The following is a 20,223-nucleotide window of genomic DNA, read 5'->3' as shown; positions in this document are numbered from 1 at the left end:
GAAAACCACTCTATATGAGTGGTTTTCTTTTCATTATAATCGTATTTTTGAAAATACATATATAAGAAGTTCAATCGCAAAAATAACTAAAACAGACAGTCCGAATAAAGGCATGACAGCGCCTAGTATAACCATCATGATAAAGAAAACGAGTACGCTTTTCTTATCTCTTTGCTTTGGCGGTGCTGCTAATTTTCCTTTCGGCTTTCTTGCTAACCACATTTTTATTCCGTAATAAATGAGAAGTAATAAAGAAAATGTCGTTAGTAAGCATAATATTTTATTTGGCCATCCGAATAAATGTCCTTCGTGAAGCGGGATGCCGTAAGTGAACCATTGTGCAAGTAATCCATAATCACGATAGTCCGTTTTTGAAATGAGTTCCCCGCTATATTGATCAAAGTAAGCTGTTATCTCTTCATTTGGTGCAACATGCATACCTGTAATACCAGAACCGCTCGATTTCGAAACAGTGAATACACCTTTCGGATCAGCTGGTAGTGAGATAACATATGGCTTTTTTATTTCAATTTCTTTTTGTAATTCATCGACAGAAATTGCTTTCGGTTCATTTGAATTCGATTCAGGCGGAGCTTCTTTTCTTGTTGCCCACGGCAATTCTTTTACCTTCGATTCAGGTGGTGCCATATACAATTTGGGATATCCGATCGATTCATTCGACGCTGCGATTGTATAAATTTGGTTGCCCATAAATCCTGACCACGGCAATCCAGATGCGACTAGCAGAAAGAGAGGAATTGTAAATATAATACCGATAATAGAATGACGTCTTTTTGCTTTTTCTCGCTTATTGGATGATGGTGTGTTTTTGAATTGGCGTATACTCATGTACAATCCGGTTACGATTAAAAAGATTGTCCAGCATGCCGCAAGTTCTACAGTATAGTTGACGACAGTGCCACCAACTAAAAGAGAACTATGTAATTCCCTCATGATATTGGCAAACGTTTCACTTGCATTTTGATCCCCAACAATTTGATTATTGCTGTCTAAATACACATATTTTTGTTGCCCAGTATATTCATTCGCAATAGTAAGCCTCGTATTATAATCCCCATTAAACTCACTAATTTTCGCCACGCTATAATGTGGATATTTTTTCTCTGTTAAGGAAATAGAATCAGACATCGAAATAGACTCTGTTTGGGCGCTCTTCCCAAAATACAAATCTTTATAGATGAAATCCTCAACCTCTTCCCGAAATAAATACCCAATTCCGCTCAGTGACAAAGTAATAAGAAGTGGCGTAATAAAAAGACCAGCATAAAAATGCCAACGCCAAAAAATGTAATGAAGCGAACGATTTACTTTCATACTTTCAGTTCCCCTAACCTTCCCTATATGAATAACTACTTATTTAATATAGCGAGATTAAGTGTGGATACTTTGAAAGAATTGTGAAGAAAGTTAAAAGTTTTGGGGGTTTTTAGCAAACAAAAAACACATTTTAAAAGGGCTGTTTTCTATGTTTATGAAGATCTTTTAGTATTTGATAGATACATCCAAACAACCGCCTCAGCAAGACATTGAGCAGAATCCACAAAATCCTCACTCGCCACAACATTCAAATCAGTACATGCGATAATAGCAGTATCTATTTCATCTTTTAATTGTAAAACGAGCGCGCTCCATAATTTGCGGGCTTCTTCAACTTCTCCGCTTTTAATACAAGTAATAATTTGATTAATCATCTCCTGCCATTTTTCATTATGGAGGTATTCTATATTACGTTTTGCAATCCCGTCTTGGTAAATTCCAGCTTGAACAGTCGCTTCTGTTGCGAGAAGAGCGACTCTTTTTACAGTTTCAGGAATTGCTCGTAACGTCTCATCGACTATATTCAAAATTGGAATAGAAAGAGAATGCTGTAATTCTTCAAAATAAAGATGCGCTGTATTGCAAGGCATAGCAATAAAGTCTACACCAGCACTTTCGAGTTTTTGTGCTCCTTCAATAATCGCTTTTTTCATCGCTTCGTGATCGATAGGACGATCCATGTAAAACGGTGTTGGGCAAGAATAAATCATCATATGAGGAAAGTCTATATCATGTTTTGCTCCGTATATTGTTTGGCACTCTGCTACAACTGTATCGACGAATGGCCCAGTTGATTTTGGCCCCATTCCTGCTAGTATTCCAATCATTTTTTCGTCTCCTTTAACATTGTATATATCCATTATATAGGAGGATAACAAAAAGACGTGCAGTGAGTGCACGTCTTTTTTTGTTATGTTTTGTCGAATAATCGATATATCCAAGAAATCGTTGATATATTGTAAGTTATGATAGATATATCGAAAAAATCGTTGATATATCCTGAGTTATGATAGATATAATTGAAAAATCGTTGATATAATTACCCCGTTAATGCCCCCACTGATTAAAGTTTCACTTTATCGCTTCTCAATCGCCACAATAAATGGCGGGTTATTTTGCTGGTTAATGAAGCCGTATCGCAAAACGTGAGCTTGTTTTTGGTCGAGTTCTTCTGCAAATTTAAGTACAGCGTCGCGTTCTACTTGTCCTTCTGGATGTCCGTGGTAAATGACAAGGACGATGATACCTTCAGGTGCCATTATTTCTAATAATTGTTCGATCGCCGAGATTGTTGAGTTCGGCTTTGTAACGATATGTTTGTCTCCGCCTGGAAGGTAACCTAAGTTGAAGATTGCGCCTGTTACTTTTCCTTTTGCATCTTCTGGTAATACGGATACAAGTGTATCGTGACTATCGTGAACTAAAACAGTACGTTCGAAAAGTTTTTTTTCTTTTAGACGGATAGTAGAACTTTCAATTGCTTCTTTTTGAATATCAAATCCAAATACTTTTCCGTTATCTCCAACAATTTCAGCTAGGAAGCAAGCATCATGACCATTTCCAAGTGTTGCATCTACAGCGTAATCGCCTTCTTTAACAGCCGTTTGCAGCAGCGAGCGAGCAAACGGTAATACACGTTCTAATTTCATTTTTGTTTCTCCTCATTTACATATTTTCCTTGCCAGCTTCCGCGGCGTACAAATTCTGCATCGATGGAATTTAATACTTCCCATTTATTTAAGCTCCACATTGGGCCAATCATTAAATCAGGTGGACCGTCACCTGTGATACGGTGCACAATTACGTCTTCTGGAATCATTTCAAGTTGGTCAACAACGAGACTTACGTAATCTTCAAGAGAAAGAAACTCCAATTGTCCTTTTTCATATTGCTTCACCATTGGCGTTCCTTTTAATAAATGAAGCAAATGAATTTTAATTCCTTGTACGTCAAGCTTCGCTACTTCACGAGCTGTTTCCATCATCATGTCGTAATCTTCAAGTGGAAGACCGTTAATAATATGAGAGCAAACTCTAATGCCGTGCTTACGTAATTTATTTACACCTGCAACGTAAGACGGATAATCGTGGGCGCGGTTAATAAGATTGGCAGTACGTTCATGGACAGTTTGTAGTCCAAGCTCAACCCAAAGATAAGTGCGTTTATTTAAGTCCGCTAAATATGCAACGACATCGTCCGGTAAACAATCTGGACGAGTTGCGATAGAAAGACCGACAACGTCTTTTTCTGTTAGAAGCGGTTCAAATTTTTCTTTTAACACTTCAAGTGGAGCATGTGTATTTGTGTACGCCTGGAAATAAGCGATACATTTTCCGTCTTTCCACTTTGCGTGCATTTTTTCTTTCATTTCATGATATTGCGTTATAACATCATCGCGGCGATCGCCAGCGAAGTCACCAGATCCAGCGGCACTGCAAAATGTACAGCCACCATAAGCAACTGTACCGTCACGGTTCGGGCAATCGAAGCCAGCATCTAATGAAACTTTAAAGATTTTTTCACCAAATTCATTTCGTAAATGGTAATTCCATGTATGATAACGTTTATTGTCGTTTGTATATGGAAAAGGGTTTTGAACCTTCATTACTTTCCCTCCTAAGACGAGTCAAAATGAAACAAATAAAATCCATTATAACATACTCATAAGGTTCAGATGGAAGGGACACACTAAAGGGGAATTGAAGCAAGGAGGGACAATTATGGCAGAGCGTCAATCACTTGAATCGTATATTACACAGGCGGAACAAGCGGTGGAATATGCGAAAGAGCAATTAGATCTTGGTATGAGACAAGAGCATTACAATACGATGGAGTATTCAGATGCACAGTTACAATTAGAACAAGCATATAACGATTTACAAACGATGCAACAACATGCGAATGATGAGCAACGTGAGCAGTTAAATAGAGCACGTATGGCAATTCGCCAATTGCAACATCAAATGATTATTACACCGCACTAATAAGGAGTGAATGTAATGGCGAAACGTTCAGATCAAAATAACCCAGAGCAAAAAACACAAAATGGACATAACGCTGAGTTTTCGAATGAGCTTGATCCAGTTGTGCAAGTGAAACAGCGCAACAGTAAAAAAGGACAACCTCAAAGATCGAAGCAATCAGAGTAGACCAGGTCGCAATATGACCTGGTTTTATTTTATTATATTACAATAATGTAAGATTCCTGTAAGGTTAACCGATAGTTACGATTGTCCTTTTCCAGTAGAGTAAGGAAGGATTAAATTTTATACAAGGAGTTGCTTTATGGGGAACAATATTACAAACAAACGAATTGATGAGTTAGATTACATTCGTGGTTTCGCACTACTGGGGATTATTTTAGTAAATATTCTTGCACTACTTAATATTAAAATTCCAGACCCTAATACAGTGGATGCAAGTTATCAAAGGTTTCTATACTTATTTGTAGAAAGTCGTTTCTTCTCAATCTTCTCATTCTTATTTGGAGTAGGATTCTATATCTTTATAACGAGAGCAATTGCGAAAGGGAAGAATGGATATGTTCTATTTCTACGCCGAGTAGTTGCACTATTTATTTTCGGTTTGATTCATTACATGTTTCAGCCAGGAGAGGCATTAACGTTATATGCAATTTGCGGGTTAATCGTTTTACCATTTTATAAAGCGAAAAAACAAGTGAACTTAGTTATTGGCCTTATTTTAACAATTGCTTTTAGTGTAATGGGGATTAAAGAACTATTACCACTCGGCTTAATTTTATTAGGTCTTGCTGCAGGCCAATATCGTGTATTTGAAAATCTCACGCAAAACATAAAGAAAGTCGCTATTTTTACAGGTATTATGTTTGTTTTAAGTGTCGTAGCTGTATGGTATCAATACGGGCACGTACCTGCTGAGCCATTTGTAAATATGATACTTATGAATGAGGACGGAACAATGGATGCTGCAGGCCGATTTTTAAAAATTGGTGTTACAGTTGGACCAGTCATTTCAGCTTTCTATGTGGGAGCATTAATTTTATTACTTCAATTAAAAACAGTTCAAACATTGTTAGCACCACTCAAATACTATGGTCGTATGGCGTTAACAAATTATATCGGACAAACTGCAATGATTTTAATTGCAGGAAGTGCATTTAACTTTGCGGGAAACTTAACGTACATGCAGACGTTATATGTATGTATTGCAATTTACGCAATTCAAATTGTGTTTAGTGTGATTTGGATGAAAATCTTTAAGATGGGTCCACTAGAATGGATTTGGCGTGTTATTACGTACTGGACGGTAACACCTTTAAAGAAATAAAGAGAGAAGTAGGCTGTTCCTTTTGTGGAACAGCCTACTTTTATTTTCAGCTTTTGTCGGTAAGTCAATATAATTTCATTTACGGATGTACCATTTCAAAAAGTGAACGAATTTGTATTTAAAGGAAAAAAGTCAACCTTACATGCTCAGCCTTTTTATATTACAAAAGTGTAAGGTAAATGTAATGTTAACAAATAGCAGTTCCCCTCCAAAAAGCGCAAAATAGGTAATGGAAAAACAAGCATAGGAGGATATATATGACGAAACCAGTTGTAGACGTGAAAAACGTTCAAAAAGTGTACGGTAAAAAAGGTGAGAACCAATCACACGCGTTAAAAGGTGTATCATTCTCAATTCAAGAGGGTGAGTTTGTAGGAATTATGGGACCATCTGGTTCTGGTAAAACGACATTATTAAATGTAATTTCAACGTTAGATAAAGCAACAGGCGGCGTTGTTGAAATTGCGGGTACGGATATTACAAAAATGAAGCAAGGTGAGCTTTCAGATTTCCGTTCACAAAAGTTAGGATTCATCTTCCAAGACTTTAACTTATTAGAGAACTTATCTATTTACGAAAACATTGCACTTCCACTTTCACTTCAAGGTGTTTCATCACGTAACATTGGACCGAAAGTAGAAAAAGTAGCAGATATGTTAGGAATCACAGAAATACTTCAAAAGTATCCATCTGAAGTATCTGGTGGACAAAAGCAACGTTCGGCAGCAGCGCGCGCTTTAGTACATGAGCCAGCAATTATTTTAGGGGACGAGCCAACAGGAGCGCTTGATTCTAAAAATGCAGCGAGTTTACTTGATGCGATGACAAACTTAAATGAAGATCAAGGTGTATCTATTATGATGGTTACACATGATCCGTATAGTGCAAGTTACTGTCAGCGTATTTTATTCATTCAAGATGGTGAGCTATATAAAGAAATTCACCGTGGTGGTACACGTGAAGAGTTTTATAAAGAAATTTTAGATGTGCTTGCAGACTTAGGCACACAAAAAGCGTAGGAAAGGAGACTTTGGCATGTTATTCAAACTTTCCATGTCAGGACTAAAAAGTAAGCTGAAAGATTATATCGTCTTACTGGTTGGTCTTGTCATGTCGATTTCAATTTTTTATATGTTCCAAACGTTAGCGTTAAACGAGGCCTTCCTTAAGGAAAATTCTACTATTGGTCAAATTGGATTTGTATTCCAAGCAGGTTCATTTTTACTAGCTATTATAACGTTCTTCTATATTTTGTATGCGAACTCTTTCTTACTATCTCTTCGTCAAAAAGAGTTTGGTATGTATATGATGTTAGGAGCAAAAAAACATAAAGTTACATTACTTATGTTTATTGAAACAATCGTATTAGGTGCTGCGTCTCTTGCGATTGGTATTATAGTTGGTGTAGGACTTGCAGAAGGTATCGGACAGTTATTAATGAAACAATTAGAATTTGCTGGTGAAGGCTATAAAGCATTTTATTTACCATCTATGACTGTTACTTGCATCTTCTTCTTTGCACTATTTGTATTATCAGCAATTATGAATAGTATTAAATTATCTCGTATTTCTGTATTACAACTTGTACATGCAGATGCACAAACAGAACGTGTTGCGGTAAAAGGGAAAATGACAGGTTTAGTTGCATTCCTTGCGGTTATTTTATTAGGTATTGGCTATGCATCAATGATTTATATGGAAAAACTAAGAGAAATGGGAATCATTATTGCATTAATTACAACAACAGCTGGTACTTATATGCTATTTGGATCGCTTCTTCCTGTTATTATTAAAAAGTTAAAAAGTAATAAAAAACGAAGCGAAAAAGGGCTTAACGCTTTTACTTTTGCACAATTAAACTTCCGTATTAATAGTTTAACGAAAGTGCTTGCGACAGTAGCAATGTTAGTTGCTCTTGGAGCGGGTGCAATTTCAGGTGGTATGGCGTTTAAAAATAATGTTATAAAAATGGTAGATGGTTTAGTAATATATGATTCAGTAGTTCATAACCCAACAGCTGAAGAAAAGAAAATTTTAGACGGTATTACATTTAAAGAGAAAAACGAATATCGTTACAAAGTAGATGATAAATACGTTTACTATATAAAAGAGGATTTAGAGAAAAATCGTCCTTTAGTAAAAGATATGGCAAACATGAAATCGATGAAAGATTTAGTGAATACGAAGAAAGCTTCAGAGGAACTACCAGTAGGTGCAGTTTCTAGAGACATGAATGAAACAGATGCGAACGCTAAAGAACTTCCAAAAGAATGGGTTGATGCTTTTAGTACAATCCATCCATATTATATATACGAAGATCATGCGATTAAAATTGTAGACCAAAAAATGTACGATGGGATAAATGGTAAAGAAGGTATAGCATTTATCGGAAAAGTAGATGATTTCTTAACATATACAAAAGAATGGAAAAAACTTGACGAGTTGCAGCTAGATAAATATAAAAATGTAACGGCTGAAAGAATGAACAGTAAATATCAAGCTTACGACATGTTCTACGGTTTTGCGAGTGGAACAGTGTTTATGGGCTTCTTCCTTGGCATTGCTTTCTTAGCGATGATGGCAAGTTGCTTAATGTTTAAAATTCTGTCTGGTGCATCAAAAGATATTACGCGTTATCAAATGCTTCGTAAAATCGGGGTGCGCCGTGAATTATTAACAAAATCTATTTATAAAGAGTTATTCTTAGTATTCTTATTCCCGGCAATTGTCGGTATTGCTCACGTATTAGTTGGTATGAATATTTTCGGATTTATTTTACTTGATCCGTACTTCCGTATTTGGGTACCAATTGTAATTTTCGTAGTTATTTATGCGATTTATTACTTCATTACAGTTCAATTGTATAAAGGAATTGTTCTTCCGAAAGAGGACTAATAACAAAAATACCGAGCGTAGGGTGCTCGGTATTTTTGTTATTTTCAGAAAAAATAACGAAAAACATTGATACGTTACTTAATTATGTTATAAAATATAATTAAGTAACATAAACTAAACATATAAAGTAGCAGGAAATGAAAGGAGGAATCCAACTTGCAGAAAGAAGATGGATCTTTATTTGAAGTTATAAGTATAGCGCTAAGGTCCAAAGAAGTTTTACTATTTTCATCTTTATTCCTCGTTATTTTTCTAACCGCAACGTATTTTTACAATAGTAAGTTTCCAAATCATAAATATCCAGAATTTTTAGGTGCATTAAAGTATATCGCTTCAATTGTATAGCGTAAAAAATTTAAAAGGAAATGGATAATACATGGAATTCCCATAGCATGATAAGGTAAAATGGACAACATGATGAGAAAATTACCGTTCATAAGATGAGGAGAATACATGTATGGAAGTTGTAGAGGCATTAAAAGATATAAGCCAAATTGAGGCTATGAAAAAATATTTGAAAGAGCATTCCCAGCGAGATTATCTTTTATTCGTTATTGGAATTAACACGGGTTTAAAAATTACTGAGCTCCTTAGTATGAAGTTTGAAGATGTATTAAATGAAGATGGAACTGCTAAAGAGTTTTATTCTCTTCCTGTGAAAGATGAAAAATTTAAACAAGATATTTATTTAAATACAAAAGTAAAGGAAGCGCTTTTAGCGTACGTACAATCTTTTGATGCTCAAAGAGAAAACTACGTATTTCAATCTAATAAAACGACAAATTCAATTACGCGTCAACAAGCTTATCGGGTGATTCATAATGCTGCGGAAGCAGTTGGAATTGTTGGGAAGATTGGAACGAATTCAATGAGAAAAACATTTGGGTTTCACGCGTACAAAAGAGGAATAGCGATTGCGCTACTGCAAAAACATTTCCATCACGCAACGCCATCAGAAACGCTCAAATATTTAGGTATTTCAAAAGATGAAAAGTTTAAAACGGAGATCGATGTAGATTTGTAAAAGCCGTAACTAAAAATTTTAGGAGGCGGAAAATATGAATATTAGAGAAAGTGAACTTCCGGGTATTGGTTGTAAGTTTGAAGTAATTACGAAAGGTAATGAAAAAATGGTTATCGTTATTCATGATGATGGAAGAAGAGAAATGTATCATTTTGATGTGGATCATGATGAGAGTATTTCAAGCATTTCTCTTCGCGATTCTGAAGCGAGACAAATTGCAGCTATATTAGGTGGAATGGTCTATAGGCCACAAGCGTTAGACACGATTGAGATGGCTTTTGAAGGATTATCAATTGAGTGGTTTAAAATAGAAAATAACGCACCAGTCGTACAAAAGACAATTGGTAGTTTACATGTTCGAAAAACATATAACGTAACAATCATTGCTATTTTGAAAAAGAATATGAAGAAATTTTTCAATCCAGGTCCAGATTCTATCATTGAGGCTGGTGATATGCTCGTATTATCGGGTGAAAGACATGAAGTGAAGAGAATTATTAATGAGTTGCTTTCAGCGGGAGGTGACTCATAATCGATGGATACTTTAGTCTTTGAAGTTGGAACTGCGTTAGTATTAGTAGCTTTTGCAACAATTCTCGCTGCAAAGTTAAAGTTTTCGATTATTCCGTTTCTCATTATACTTGGTATGCTAGTGGGGCCTCATGCCCCAGATTTAGGGCTTATCGATTTAAGGTTTATTGAAAGCGGAGAAGTAATTTCCTTCCTCGGCCGTGTTGGCGTCATATTCCTCCTATTCTATTTAGGCTTAGAATTCTCAATAAAAAAATTAATTAAATCAGGAAAGTCGATTGCTTTTGGGGGAACTGTTCATATATCGCTTAATTTTATATTAGGTTTGCTTTACGGATATATAATGGGTTTCCCCTTATTAGAAACATTAATTATTGCCGGAATCATAACAATTTCCTCGAGTGCAATTGTCGCAAAAGTAATTGTTGATTTAAGGCGATCTGGTAATAAAGAGACGGAGCTAATTTTAGGAATCATTATGTTTGATGATATCTTTTTAGCTGTATATTTGTCAGTTGTTTCAGGGTTAGTACTCGGAGGTGCAACGTCATTTATAGGTGCTCTTACATCTGTTTTAATCGCAGTAGGCTATATGTTATTATTCTTTATAATCGCTCGAAAAGCTACGCCGTTCCTAAATAAAGTATTAGATATTTCGTCTAACGAAATTTTTATTATCGTAATATTCGCTATTTTATTCTTTGTGGCTGGTTTTTCAGAAACGATTCATGTTGCTGAGGCGATTGGAGCGTTATTATTAGGGCTTGTCTTTTCTGAAACAGAGCATAGTGATCGAATCGAGCATCTTGTCGTTCCGTTTCGTGATTTCTTTGGAGCTATATTCTTTTTCAGTTTCGGTTTAAGTATAGATCCATTTTCTCTTGGAGGAGCCGTGTGGTTGGCCTTAGGAGCAGTTTTCATTACTCTCATCGGTAATTTTATCGCTGGAATGGCTGCGGGACGTAAAGCAGGGTTATCACATAAGGCATCTACGAATATCGGATTAACGCTTGTATCACGCGGAGAGTTCTCCATTATTGTCGCGAATATTGGAATTGCGGGCGGCTTAATGGCGACGATTAAACCATTCTCAGCTTTATACGTGTTAATATTGGCATCGTTAGGTCCTTTGTTAACGAAAGAGTCTGGGAGGATATACTCTCTGTTGGATAAAATATTTAAATGGAGCGCTAAAGAACGTGCGAAGCGAGAAAAAGAAGTTGGGTAATATAAAAAAGAGGAGACTGCATGAAGTGAATGCAGTCTCCTCTTTTTTATAGATTGTTGCTGCTGTCGTTTTTTTCGGTAAGTCGATATAATTAGAAAATCTCTGATATATTTTCAAGCGACAATCAATATAATTTCATTTACCGATAAACCATTATCTGAATTTCATCAACTATTAATCAATTGCCTTCCTATTTAAAAACGACTACAATTTTACTGTTATATATGAACGAAAAAAATAGAATAGGAGGGGAGAATATGCCAAGGAAAGTATGGCTATTAGTAGCTGGGATGATTATTAATGTCACGGGTGCTTCTTTTTTATGGCCTTTTAATACAATTTATTTGCATGATCATCTAGGGAAATCTTTATCAGTGGCTGGAATGGTATTAATGATCAACTCGCTTACTGGTGTAATCGGAAACTTGCTCGGCGGTGTTTTATTTGATAAATGGGGCGGTTATAAATCAATTTTAGTAGGAATTGTCATTACACTCGTATCGATTTTAGGTCTTGTGTTCTTCCATGGTTGGCCGTTATATGTTGTATGGCTAGCATTAATTGGCTTTGGTTCTGGAATGGTCTTTCCATCGATGTATGCGATGGTTGGTACAGTTTGGCCAGAGGGCGGAAGACGAGCATTTAATGCGATGTATGTTGGACAAAACGTTGGTATTGCGATTGGAACAGCGTGCGGTGGCTTAGTTGCGTCGTATCGTTTTGATTATATTTTCTTAGCGAACTTTATTTTATACTTTGTTTTCTTCTTAATTGCTTTTATTGGATTCCGTGGTATGGAAGACAAAAAAGGGTCAGAGGTACAAAAAGAAGTCGAAACGAAAAAAGGGTGGTCACTTACACCGGGATTCAAAGCACTTCTTATTGTGTGTGTAGCATATGCTTTATGCTGGGTTACATACGTACAGTGGCAAGGGGCGATTGCAACACATATGCAAGAATTAAATATTAGCCTTCGTCACTATAGTTTATTATGGACGATAAACGGAGCGATGATCGTTTGTGCGCAGCCGCTCGTTAGTATGCTAATTCGCTGGATGAAGCGTTCTTTAAAACAACAAATTATGATTGGGATTTTCATTTTTGCGGCTTCATTCATTGTGTTAAGTCAAGCGCAGCAATTTACGATGTTCCTCGTTGCGATGGTAACATTAACGATTGGTGAGTTATTCGTATGGCCAGCGGTTCCGACCATTGCAAATATACTTGCACCGAAAGATAAATTAGGATTTTATCAAGGGGTCGTAAATAGTGCGGCGACTGTAGGGAAAATGTTCGGACCAGTCGTCGGCGGAGCAATTGTTGATTTATACAATATGGAAGTATTGTTTATCGCGATCATGGTAATGCTGGTAGTAGCGCTTATAGCAACGAGCATTTATGACAAACGAGTAAAAGTAGAAGAAACAGTTGAAGAAAAAATTGCAGTTTAGTTTGACGGAACATGTAACATGTTTTAGAATATATTTAATTAACTCATATTTGTAATAACAGTGAAAAGGAGTAGTAGTAATAGAAGCGGGTTTAGAGAGTTGACGGTCGGTGCAAGTCAATCCACGTTTCGTTATGAACTCGCCTTTGAGTTGCAGTTGTGAAACTAATAGTAGCAATTGCCGTTAATCCACGTTACGGATCTAAGCGAATGTATATTTTACATTAATTTAGGGTGGTACCGCGGGAATCTATAACCTCTCGTCCCTTTCTAGGGATGAGAGGTTTTTTGTATTTTGGGCGGTGAAAATAAATAGAATTTCAAGGAGGGTATCTCATGAGCTTTAATCATCAAGAAATTGAGAAGAAGTGGCAAGGATATTGGGAAGAGAATAAAACATTCCGTACGCCAGATGAGACAGAAAAACCAAAATTTTATGCACTAGATATGTTTCCATATCCATCAGGTGCAGGCTTACACGTAGGACATCCAGAAGGTTATACAGCGACAGATATTTTATCTCGTATGAAGCGTATGCAAGGATATAACGTTCTTCATCCAATGGGATGGGATGCATTCGGTCTTCCAGCAGAGCAATATGCACTTGATACTGGAAATAGCCCGGCAGAATTTACAGAGCTTAATATTAATACGTTCCGTAATCAAATTAAAGCATTAGGCTTCTCTTATGATTGGGATCGTGAAGTAAATACAACGGATCCAAACTACTACAAGTGGACACAATGGATCTTCTTAAAACTATTTGAAAAAGGCTTAGCTTACGTTGATGAAGTACCTGTAAACTGGTGTCCAGCGCTTGGTACAGTACTTGCAAACGAAGAAATCATTGATGGTAAGAGTGAGCGCGGTGGGCATCCGGTTGAGCGTCGTCCGATGAGACAGTGGATGTTAAAAATTACAGCTTACGGAGATCGTCTATTAGAAGATCTAGATGAGCTTGATTGGCCAGAAAGCTTAAAAGATATGCAACGTAACTGGATTGGTCGTTCTGAAGGTGCAGAAGTACACTTTAACATCGACGGTACAGATGAAAAATTCACAGTTTTCACAACGCGTCCTGATACACTATTCGGTGCAAGCTACTGTGTACTTGCTCCAGAGCATGCACTTGTTGCTGACATTACAACTGCTGAGCAAAAAGAAGCTGTAGAAGCTTACATTAATTCTGTAAAAATGAAGAGTGATTTAGAGCGTACAGAACTTGCGAAAGAGAAAACTGGTGTATTCACTGGTGCTTACGCAGTTAACCCAGTAAACGGTGAGAAATTACCAATCTGGATTGCTGATTACGTTCTTGCAACTTACGGAACAGGTGCTGTAATGGCGGTTCCAGCTCACGATGAGCGTGACTATGAATTCGCATCAACGTTCAATCTTCCAATGAAGGAAGTTGTAAAAGGCGGAGACATTACGAAAGAAGCATACACAGGTGATGGTGCACACGTAAACTCAGCATTCCTTGATGGTTTAAATAAAGAAGAAGCAATCGCAAAAATGATTGAATGGCTTGAAGTGACGAGCGCAGGAAATCAAAAAGTAACGTACCGTCTACGTGACTGGTTATTTAGCCGTCAACGTTACTGGGGTGAGCCAATTCCAGTAATCCACTGGGAAGATGGCACAATGACAGCTGTGAAAGAAGAAGAATTACCATTAGTTCTTCCGAAAACAGAAAACATCCGTCCTTCAGGTACAGGTGAATCACCACTTGCTAACATTGACGAGTGGGTAAATGTTGTTGATCCTGAAACTGGTAAAAAAGGTCGTCGTGAAACGAACACAATGCCACAATGGGCTGGTAGCTGTTGGTACTACTTACGCTACATGGATCCAAATAATAACGAAGCACTTGTAGATCCTGAAAAAGTAAAACAATGGCTTCCAGTTGATATTTATATCGGCGGTGCAGAGCACGCTGTACTTCACTTACTATATGCTCGTTTCTGGCATAAAGTATTATATGATATCGGTGTAGTTCCAACGAAAGAGCCGTTCCAACAATTATTCAACCAAGGTATGATTCTAGGTGAAAACAACGAGAAAATGAGTAAATCAAAAGGTAACGTTGTAAACCCTGATGATATCGTAGCGAGCCATGGTGCAGATACACTTCGTCTATACGAAATGTTCATGGGACCATTAGATGCTTCAATCGCTTGGTCTGAAAATGGTCTTGACGGAGCTCGTCGTTTCCTAGACCGCGTATGGCGCCTATTCGTTCAAGATAACGGTGAATTAAGTGAGAAAATTACTGATGCACCAAATAAAGAGCTTGAAAAAGCTTACCATCAAACAGTGAAGAAAGTAACAGAAGACTATGCAGAGCTTCGCTTCAACACAGCGATTTCTCAAATGATGGTATTCATCAACGATGCATACAAAGCTAATACACTTCCGAAAGAATATGTAGAAGGTTTCGTAAAAATGATTGCACCAGTTGCACCTCATATCGGGGAAGAACTTTGGAGCAAGCTTGGTTACAATGAAACAATCACATATGCAAGCTGGCCAACATTTGATGAGTCTAAACTTGTAGAAGATGAAGTTGAAATCGTTGTTCAAATTATGGGCAAAGTTCGCGCAAAATTAACAATGAGTAAAGACGCATCAAAAGAAGAAATGGAACAACTTGCACTTGAAGCAATTAAAGAACAAATCGAAGGAAAAACAGTTCGTAAAGTAATTGTCGTTCCTGGCAAACTTGTTAACGTTGTTGCAAACTAATGAATGAAAGAAAAGCTCAGAGCCTTTATGCTCTGAGCTTTTTTATATAGAAAATAATTTCTGGATCACCTTCATCTAAGTTTTCAATTATTCCACTACGCATAAATCCATTCGCTTTAAAAACTTTTTGCATATTTGCATTCGATTCGTTCGTTGAAGAAAAAATTTTTTGCGTAGGAGAATTACTTAACATATAGGAGATTAATGAGCTTGCATGGCCTTGTCTTCTTTTTGTTGGCGAAACAATGATTAATGAGAGGAACGTGTAGCTAAAGAAGTTCGTATCATACGTCAGAAAACCTAAAATAGAATTGTCTTCTTTTACAATGATGCATTTCTCCTCATCAATAGCGTGTTTAATATAATTTCGTCTACTATCGTCTCCGATTACATCAATATCTATATGTAAGATTGAATCTAAATCGTCGTTTGAAGCTTTTGTAACGTTTCTCAATAGAAATGCCTCCTTTTAAAGTGGTGAAAGAATAATCAGTCAATTGATTCTATCACGAATGAGGAAAAAGGTTAGGAATTCTTATGCAGACAAACACCTATTTTTAACTAGGAAATATGATACAAAAGGTAGGTTAAATTGAAAACAAGGGGTGAAAGGAATGAAAGGGATGGACAATAATGCACCGCATGGCTTCTTCGGAGGTGGATCGGATAGTTATGAACAAATGATGTTAATGGGAGGAGCAGGGCAACAAGGATACGGTGGAATTCCGAGCTGGATGGGTGGAGCACATGGAGGATTTCCAACATCAGTAGCAGGCATGCAAACTGGAATTCCAACGTTAACGGGAGGATTTCCGACATCAGTAGCTGGCGCACAAACTGGAATTCCAGTAGGAGTACCAACTACATTTCCTTCTTTCGTTGGAGGGGGACAGACAGGATTCCCTGTACCAGGAGTAGGTGTTGTAGCAGGAGGAGTAGGTGGGTATCCGCAAGTCATACACGGTCATCACCACCATCAAGGTCAACATGGCCATCACGGTCATCACCACCATCAAGGTCAACACGGCCATCATGGTCATCACCACCATCAAGGTCAACATGGCCATCACGGTCATCACCACCATCAAGGTCAACACGGCCATCAAGGTCAACACAGCCATCATGGTCATCACCAACAACAAGTACATCACCAAGGTCACCACCACATTCATCCGCAAGCTGTTCTTTATCAAACTCACCAAGGCCAACACGGTCATCAAGGCCAACATGGTCACCATGGACATCACCACCAAGGCCAACATCATGGACACCAAGGTCACCACCATCACCAAGGTCATCAAGGCCAACACGGTCATCATGGGCACCAAGGCCAACATCATGGACACCAAGGTCAACAGCACCAACAGCACCAACAATATCAGCAATATCAACAACAGCAACAATCGTCTCCTTGGACAGGGGGAATTGGAGCAGGAGGAGCAGGGGCAGCAGCAGGAGCAGCTAGTATTAGTGGAGCAGCAGGACACGCGGGGCACGTGGGTCATTAATGAGCTGCAGAAAAAAAGACATAATAAAAAACTGCTAGGAAATCCTAGCAGTTTTTTTCAGCTTCTTGGCGCTGACGTTCAATTTCAGCACGAAGTTGTGGTTCTGGTGCTTGCCAGCCTTCTGGTTTTAAAATTTTGCCGTCGCCTTCACGGAATCGAGGTTTCCCATCAGGGAATAGTTTTGCCATGTTTGCGTTGTTTACAATCTCGAATCCTTTATCTGGACGTACGCCCATTTCTGCAAACGTTCCGAATGCAAAGTAAATAAGGTCAATAAGTGCATCGTATTGATCTTCAACAGTAGTTGCTTCTAGAAATTCTTCTAGCTCTTCTTGCATAAAACTTGCACGGATTTTTGCGCGCTCTTCTGTTAGTTTTGTTGGAGTATTTGTTACAGGATGTCCGAAATCTTCATGCATTTTTGCAACAAGCTCGTACCCTTTATCTAAACCTTTTTCGTTTGTCATGTTGTTTCATCCTTTCTCACTTTGTGCCGAATTTCATTGTAACATAAGGTGATTATTAAATAAAAAAAGGATGTTCTAAAAATATATTGAAACATTCTCTTCTTAGTATGGGTTGTTACTATTGTCAATTTTTGTAGGTAAATCGATATTTTGTGTCGAATCGTTGATATATTTTGAGTTATGGTAGATATATTTGAAAAATCGTTGATATAAATTCATGTACTGTAGCGCTGATTCCAAAATAGAAAATAAAAAGGATGTCATCTAGTCAAAAATCTCGACTTATGAGACATCCTCGCTCGTTATTCTTCTTTTTTTATTAAAATGGATAAAATAAGGTCGATGCCGAACATACCAACGAGTAACATCGGTATAACGACAAGTAAATAACGTGTGAAGGAAACATTTTTTAAGTATGTATGAGCAAATAAAAAGACGCCGAGAAATAAAATACCGTTTAAAATAGGCTTTACTAATTTTTTAGACATAAGCTCCCCCATAAATATCTTCTCTCTCTATCTAAAATAAAAACTCCTCTATCCGTTGTATCATGCCGGAGAGAGGAGTTCAATCATTTCTCATTCAATTACACCAGAATTTGTAATGTTTACGGTGTATTTTATATGAATCGGAACATCTTTGTACATTTGTCTCCACTCTTCTAATTTGAAGGGGCGATAATGGTGTTTATATTTTGCTCCTAGCCCGAGGGGATCGACGCCTAAAGATTTGAACTGCTTAATTAATTTGGCAGCCTGTACGTCCAATTGCTTTTGTACATTTTTTTCAATGTTTTTTGTGTTCTTGTTATTTTCTAAGTTAATTTGTTTTGATAATTCTTGAATACGTGCATCAAGATGAACGTGAATGAAAAAAGAAGGCTTTCCGTTTTTAATCTTTATATCGTAAGTTGGAACAGAACGAATATTATTAATCATTACGTACGCAGAATCTGTTTTAAATTCATGTGAATCTAATTTATGTTTTTCTAACAGTCCTTTAAATATGAACATATCTTTTTGCGCAATTTTACCGATATATTTATCTTTTTTAAAAAGACCAATTCCGGTGATGTTTATTTTATCACCATGTTTCTTTAAAATTGGAATATAGTAGTCTTGCCCTTCTTGATAATAACGGAATGCTCCTACATGCAGATTATCCGTTGGTAAAGGACCGGTCTCCATATTATGTTCTAGCAACTTTTTTATATAAATTGCAACGTTATATGAAGTTGTATATTTGCCTTTTAAAAGTTCGGTACCATTCCCCTCTAATAAAGCAACATATAAAGCGTTTCCTATATTCACATCTCGAAGTAATGTATCGAATGAAGTAGACATTCCTTTTTTTGCAAGTCTTATCGTATATAGAGCGACACGCATTTGTCCGCTAGCAAACGGTTGAGAAGACTCTAAAGATGTGTCTGCTTTTACTTGTTTCACCGCATTTGCGCTACCTTCAAAAACTTGAACTTTATTTCCTTTTTTCTGAATGGGACAAACGAATGTCACTTTTACTTTATTACCTTTTGCTACATCAAAAACGCTTCCTTGAATAAGTTGTACATCATCGATAATATTTTTTTGTAAACATCCAGTTAAACTGAAGAATGTTATACAAGAAATAAGTATTAATTTGCTTTTGATTTTTTCCATTTTCTTTTCACCCACACAATAATAAATAGAATTGGGATGTATACATAAATGAGCCAAAAACTAACTTTTGATGCATTACTAATAAAGTTATTAATATCGTGTCTGTTTGTTAAAAGTTGTGAAACAATGAGGGTGATAAGGATAAAAGCGATTAAAATTCCTCTTTGTTTTACACGAAATATTTCATGCGTTCCTCTTGTCGCTGCCCATAAGGGAAGAATAAAACTTGTAACAATAACAAGTGCATAGCCTGAAATTGCAATATATTCTAGTCTTTCTATAAATGGTAATTGGATTACTTGGGTCATAGAAAGTTGCGACCATATCGTTTTTAACAATTGTTTCTCACTAAAAAATGCAAAGGCTAAAAGGGTACTAAATAAATATAGAAGATTTGAAAATAGTGCCCCGTATTGAGCGTATTTATGAGATTGCATAGGTTTTTTCACAAATGGATAAACCATGAGGTAAATCTCAAAACCGGTCATACTGTAGATAGACAGTTGAGAGGCTTTTAAAATATCTGAAAAAGAATGGGTGAATATAGGAAGTAAATTATCCCAATGTGAGTATTTCAAAACAAATAGGCTAAGCAATAAATATCCCAATGTACCACCAACAGATATAACACAAATACCAGTAATGACACGAAAGCCAGAAGAAATAATGTAGTAGCTAACTAAGCATAAAAAAAGTGTTAACATCCAAGTTGAAGCGGTAGGAAACATCCACACTTGAATAATTTCAACGTATGTTCGAATGACGGAAATACTGACGATTAAAAAATAAGCAGCAAAGATGATATTAATACCGTCCCCAAGCCATTTTCCAAATGTTTGCCGATGTAAATCAATTAAATTACCGTTTGTTTCTTTTAATAAGACATACATCATCCATATAAGAACATGGATACAGAATCCTGTGATTAAAACTCCCATCCAACCGTCGTATCCAGCAGCTTTTGCAATAATTCGAGCGAATCCGAGAACTCCGGCACCAAATTGTGCACTGTGAATTAAGAAGAAAACAAAGACAGGAGATATTTGATATTTTTCTTGAACTTTACTCATC

Annotated in this window: 21 protein-coding genes and 1 other annotated feature; of the genes, 12 read left to right on the top strand and 9 right to left on the bottom strand. The window is 36.8% G+C overall.

The features are described 5' to 3' along the window. Positions 1-33: 33 nt before the first annotated feature. The 4 genes from BTOYO_RS10025 to mnmL all read right to left on the bottom strand — a co-directional run bounded on the left by BTOYO_RS10025 (position 34) and on the right by mnmL (position 3,943). Complete coding sequence (locus BTOYO_RS10025) at positions 34-1,335, bottom strand: PepSY-associated TM helix domain-containing protein (RefSeq protein ID WP_000867837.1); 1,302 nt, start codon at positions 1,333-1,335, stop codon at positions 34-36. A 155-nt stretch (positions 1,336-1,490) separates the two neighbouring features. After that, the gene (locus BTOYO_RS10020) at positions 1,491-2,165 is read right to left on the bottom strand and encodes an aspartate/glutamate racemase family protein (RefSeq protein ID WP_000579297.1); all 675 of its coding nucleotides are present in this window, start codon (positions 2,163-2,165) and stop codon (positions 1,491-1,493) included. A gap of 249 nt (positions 2,166-2,414) precedes the next feature. Next, entirely contained in the window at positions 2,415-2,987 is a 573-nt protein-coding gene (gene mnmM / locus BTOYO_RS10015) for a tRNA 5-(aminomethyl)-2-thiouridylate-methyltransferase MnmM (protein ID WP_000764465.1), read from the bottom strand. Continuing rightward, positions 2,984-3,943, bottom strand: a complete 960-nt coding sequence (gene mnmL, locus BTOYO_RS10010; RefSeq protein ID WP_000868011.1) for a tRNA modification radical SAM protein MnmL/YtqA — start codon at positions 3,941-3,943, stop codon at positions 2,984-2,986. Before mnmL ends, mnmM begins: the two co-directional genes overlap by 4 nt. Before the next feature lie 115 nt (positions 3,944-4,058). Between mnmL and BTOYO_RS10005 the strand changes: the two genes are divergently transcribed. The 11 genes from BTOYO_RS10005 to leuS all read left to right on the top strand — a co-directional run bounded on the left by BTOYO_RS10005 (position 4,059) and on the right by leuS (position 15,519). After that, positions 4,059-4,322 (top strand): YtzC family protein, encoded by a 264-nt coding sequence (locus tag BTOYO_RS10005; RefSeq protein ID WP_000840865.1) that lies wholly within the window; start codon positions 4,059-4,061, stop codon positions 4,320-4,322. Positions 4,323-4,337: 15 nt separating this feature from the next. Continuing rightward, the gene (locus BTOYO_RS10000; protein WP_001129345.1) at positions 4,338-4,487 is read left to right on the top strand and encodes a hypothetical protein; all 150 of its coding nucleotides are present in this window, start codon (positions 4,338-4,340) and stop codon (positions 4,485-4,487) included. A gap of 136 nt (positions 4,488-4,623) precedes the next feature. Then, positions 4,624-5,646: a DUF418 domain-containing protein gene (locus tag BTOYO_RS09995; RefSeq protein WP_000527728.1), complete on the top strand. Its 1,023-nt coding sequence runs from the start codon at positions 4,624-4,626 to the stop codon at positions 5,644-5,646. A gap of 257 nt (positions 5,647-5,903) precedes the next feature. Further along, positions 5,904-6,665, top strand: a complete 762-nt coding sequence (locus BTOYO_RS09990; RefSeq protein WP_000165849.1) for an ABC transporter ATP-binding protein — start codon at positions 5,904-5,906, stop codon at positions 6,663-6,665. Between the two features lie 16 nt (positions 6,666-6,681). Further along, entirely contained in the window at positions 6,682-8,541 is a 1,860-nt protein-coding gene (locus BTOYO_RS09985; RefSeq protein ID WP_000897747.1) for an FtsX-like permease family protein, read from the top strand. A gap of 156 nt (positions 8,542-8,697) precedes the next feature. Beyond that, positions 8,698-8,886 carry a hypothetical protein gene (locus tag BTOYO_RS09980; protein ID WP_001168330.1) on the top strand — a complete coding sequence of 63 codons (189 nt, stop codon included), beginning with the start codon at positions 8,698-8,700 and terminating at the stop codon, positions 8,884-8,886. Positions 8,887-8,998: 112 nt separating this feature from the next. After that, positions 8,999-9,565, top strand: coding sequence for a tyrosine-type recombinase/integrase (locus tag BTOYO_RS09975; protein WP_000454203.1), 567 nt, complete (start codon positions 8,999-9,001; stop codon positions 9,563-9,565). Between the two features lie 34 nt (positions 9,566-9,599). Beyond that, complete coding sequence (locus BTOYO_RS09970; protein ID WP_001026058.1) at positions 9,600-10,097, top strand: cation:proton antiporter regulatory subunit; 498 nt, start codon at positions 9,600-9,602, stop codon at positions 10,095-10,097. A 3-nt stretch (positions 10,098-10,100) separates the two neighbouring features. Beyond that, the gene (locus BTOYO_RS09965; protein ID WP_000380438.1) at positions 10,101-11,324 is read left to right on the top strand and encodes a cation:proton antiporter; all 1,224 of its coding nucleotides are present in this window, start codon (positions 10,101-10,103) and stop codon (positions 11,322-11,324) included. A gap of 257 nt (positions 11,325-11,581) precedes the next feature. Next, positions 11,582-12,775: an MDR family MFS transporter gene (locus BTOYO_RS09960; protein ID WP_001137542.1), complete on the top strand. Its 1,194-nt coding sequence runs from the start codon at positions 11,582-11,584 to the stop codon at positions 12,773-12,775. Between the two features lie 51 nt (positions 12,776-12,826). After that, positions 12,827-13,045 (top strand) — a binding site (T-box leader). A 65-nt stretch (positions 13,046-13,110) separates the two neighbouring features. Continuing rightward, entirely contained in the window at positions 13,111-15,519 is a 2,409-nt protein-coding gene (leuS, locus tag BTOYO_RS09955) for a leucine--tRNA ligase (RefSeq protein WP_000009469.1), read from the top strand. A 25-nt stretch (positions 15,520-15,544) separates the two neighbouring features. Here the strand turns inward: leuS and BTOYO_RS09950 are convergent, their stop codons facing one another. Continuing rightward, entirely contained in the window at positions 15,545-15,973 is a 429-nt protein-coding gene (locus tag BTOYO_RS09950) for a GNAT family N-acetyltransferase (protein WP_001246766.1), read from the bottom strand. Between the two features lie 160 nt (positions 15,974-16,133). Here BTOYO_RS09950 and BTOYO_RS09945 point away from each other — a divergent pair, with 160 nt between their 5' ends. Further along, entirely contained in the window at positions 16,134-17,027 is an 894-nt protein-coding gene (locus tag BTOYO_RS09945; protein ID WP_023441089.1) for a hypothetical protein, read from the top strand. A 44-nt stretch (positions 17,028-17,071) separates the two neighbouring features. Here the strand turns inward: BTOYO_RS09945 and BTOYO_RS09940 are convergent, their stop codons facing one another. The 4 genes from BTOYO_RS09940 to BTOYO_RS09925 form a co-directional block, all read right to left on the bottom strand. After that, a complete protein-coding gene (locus BTOYO_RS09940; RefSeq protein ID WP_000180546.1) occupies positions 17,072-17,494 on the bottom strand; it encodes a pyrophosphohydrolase domain-containing protein in 423 nt (140 codons plus the stop codon). A 302-nt stretch (positions 17,495-17,796) separates the two neighbouring features. Continuing rightward, the gene (locus BTOYO_RS09935; protein ID WP_000038783.1) at positions 17,797-17,982 is read right to left on the bottom strand and encodes a hypothetical protein; all 186 of its coding nucleotides are present in this window, start codon (positions 17,980-17,982) and stop codon (positions 17,797-17,799) included. Between the two features lie 90 nt (positions 17,983-18,072). Beyond that, positions 18,073-19,152 (bottom strand): Ger(x)C family spore germination protein, encoded by a 1,080-nt coding sequence (locus tag BTOYO_RS09930; RefSeq protein WP_000411381.1) that lies wholly within the window; start codon positions 19,150-19,152, stop codon positions 18,073-18,075. Beyond that, entirely contained in the window at positions 19,128-20,222 is a 1,095-nt protein-coding gene (locus BTOYO_RS09925; RefSeq protein ID WP_000049096.1) for a spore germination protein, read from the bottom strand. Before BTOYO_RS09925 ends, BTOYO_RS09930 begins: the two co-directional genes overlap by 25 nt. Position 20,223: the final 1 nt, after the last annotated feature.

It is taken from the genome of Bacillus toyonensis BCT-7112, assembly GCF_000496285.1.
GTDB lineage: Bacteria > Bacillota > Bacilli > Bacillales > Bacillaceae_G > Bacillus_A > Bacillus_A toyonensis.
Note: the sequence above shows the minus strand (reverse complement) of the source record. Positions and strands in the feature narration are given on the sequence as shown.

What these genes read in the sequence shown, in the direction of transcription:
- BTOYO_RS09960 (WP_001137542.1), top strand. Translation starts at nt 11,582, where the DNA reads ATGCCAAGGAAAGTATGGCTATTAGTAGCTGGGATGATTATTAATGTC.
- mnmL (WP_000868011.1), bottom strand. Translation starts at nt 3,943, where the DNA reads ATGAAGGTTCAAAACCCTTTTCCATATACAAACGACAATAAACGTTAT.
- BTOYO_RS09940 (WP_000180546.1), bottom strand. Translation starts at nt 17,494, where the DNA reads ATGACAAACGAAAAAGGTTTAGATAAAGGGTACGAGCTTGTTGCAAAA.
- BTOYO_RS10000 (WP_001129345.1), top strand. Translation starts at nt 4,338, where the DNA reads ATGGCGAAACGTTCAGATCAAAATAACCCAGAGCAAAAAACACAAAAT.
- BTOYO_RS09985 (WP_000897747.1), top strand. Translation starts at nt 6,682, where the DNA reads ATGTTATTCAAACTTTCCATGTCAGGACTAAAAAGTAAGCTGAAAGAT.
- BTOYO_RS09975 (WP_000454203.1), top strand. Translation starts at nt 8,999, where the DNA reads ATGGAAGTTGTAGAGGCATTAAAAGATATAAGCCAAATTGAGGCTATG.
- BTOYO_RS10020 (WP_000579297.1), bottom strand. Translation starts at nt 2,165, where the DNA reads ATGATTGGAATACTAGCAGGAATGGGGCCAAAATCAACTGGGCCATTC.
- BTOYO_RS09970 (WP_001026058.1), top strand. Translation starts at nt 9,600, where the DNA reads ATGAATATTAGAGAAAGTGAACTTCCGGGTATTGGTTGTAAGTTTGAA.
- BTOYO_RS10025 (WP_000867837.1), bottom strand. Translation starts at nt 1,335, where the DNA reads ATGAAAGTAAATCGTTCGCTTCATTACATTTTTTGGCGTTGGCATTTT.
- BTOYO_RS09925 (WP_000049096.1), bottom strand. Translation starts at nt 20,222, where the DNA reads ATGAGTAAAGTTCAAGAAAAATATCAAATATCTCCTGTCTTTGTTTTC.
- BTOYO_RS09995 (WP_000527728.1), top strand. Translation starts at nt 4,624, where the DNA reads ATGGGGAACAATATTACAAACAAACGAATTGATGAGTTAGATTACATT.
- leuS (WP_000009469.1), top strand. Translation starts at nt 13,111, where the DNA reads ATGAGCTTTAATCATCAAGAAATTGAGAAGAAGTGGCAAGGATATTGG.
- BTOYO_RS09935 (WP_000038783.1), bottom strand. Translation starts at nt 17,982, where the DNA reads ATGTCTAAAAAATTAGTAAAGCCTATTTTAAACGGTATTTTATTTCTC.
- BTOYO_RS09930 (WP_000411381.1), bottom strand. Translation starts at nt 19,152, where the DNA reads ATGGAAAAAATCAAAAGCAAATTAATACTTATTTCTTGTATAACATTC.
- BTOYO_RS09965 (WP_000380438.1), top strand. Translation starts at nt 10,101, where the DNA reads ATGGATACTTTAGTCTTTGAAGTTGGAACTGCGTTAGTATTAGTAGCT.
- BTOYO_RS10005 (WP_000840865.1), top strand. Translation starts at nt 4,059, where the DNA reads ATGGCAGAGCGTCAATCACTTGAATCGTATATTACACAGGCGGAACAA.
- BTOYO_RS09945 (WP_023441089.1), top strand. Translation starts at nt 16,134, where the DNA reads ATGAAAGGGATGGACAATAATGCACCGCATGGCTTCTTCGGAGGTGGA.
- mnmM (WP_000764465.1), bottom strand. Translation starts at nt 2,987, where the DNA reads ATGAAATTAGAACGTGTATTACCGTTTGCTCGCTCGCTGCTGCAAACG.
- BTOYO_RS09990 (WP_000165849.1), top strand. Translation starts at nt 5,904, where the DNA reads ATGACGAAACCAGTTGTAGACGTGAAAAACGTTCAAAAAGTGTACGGT.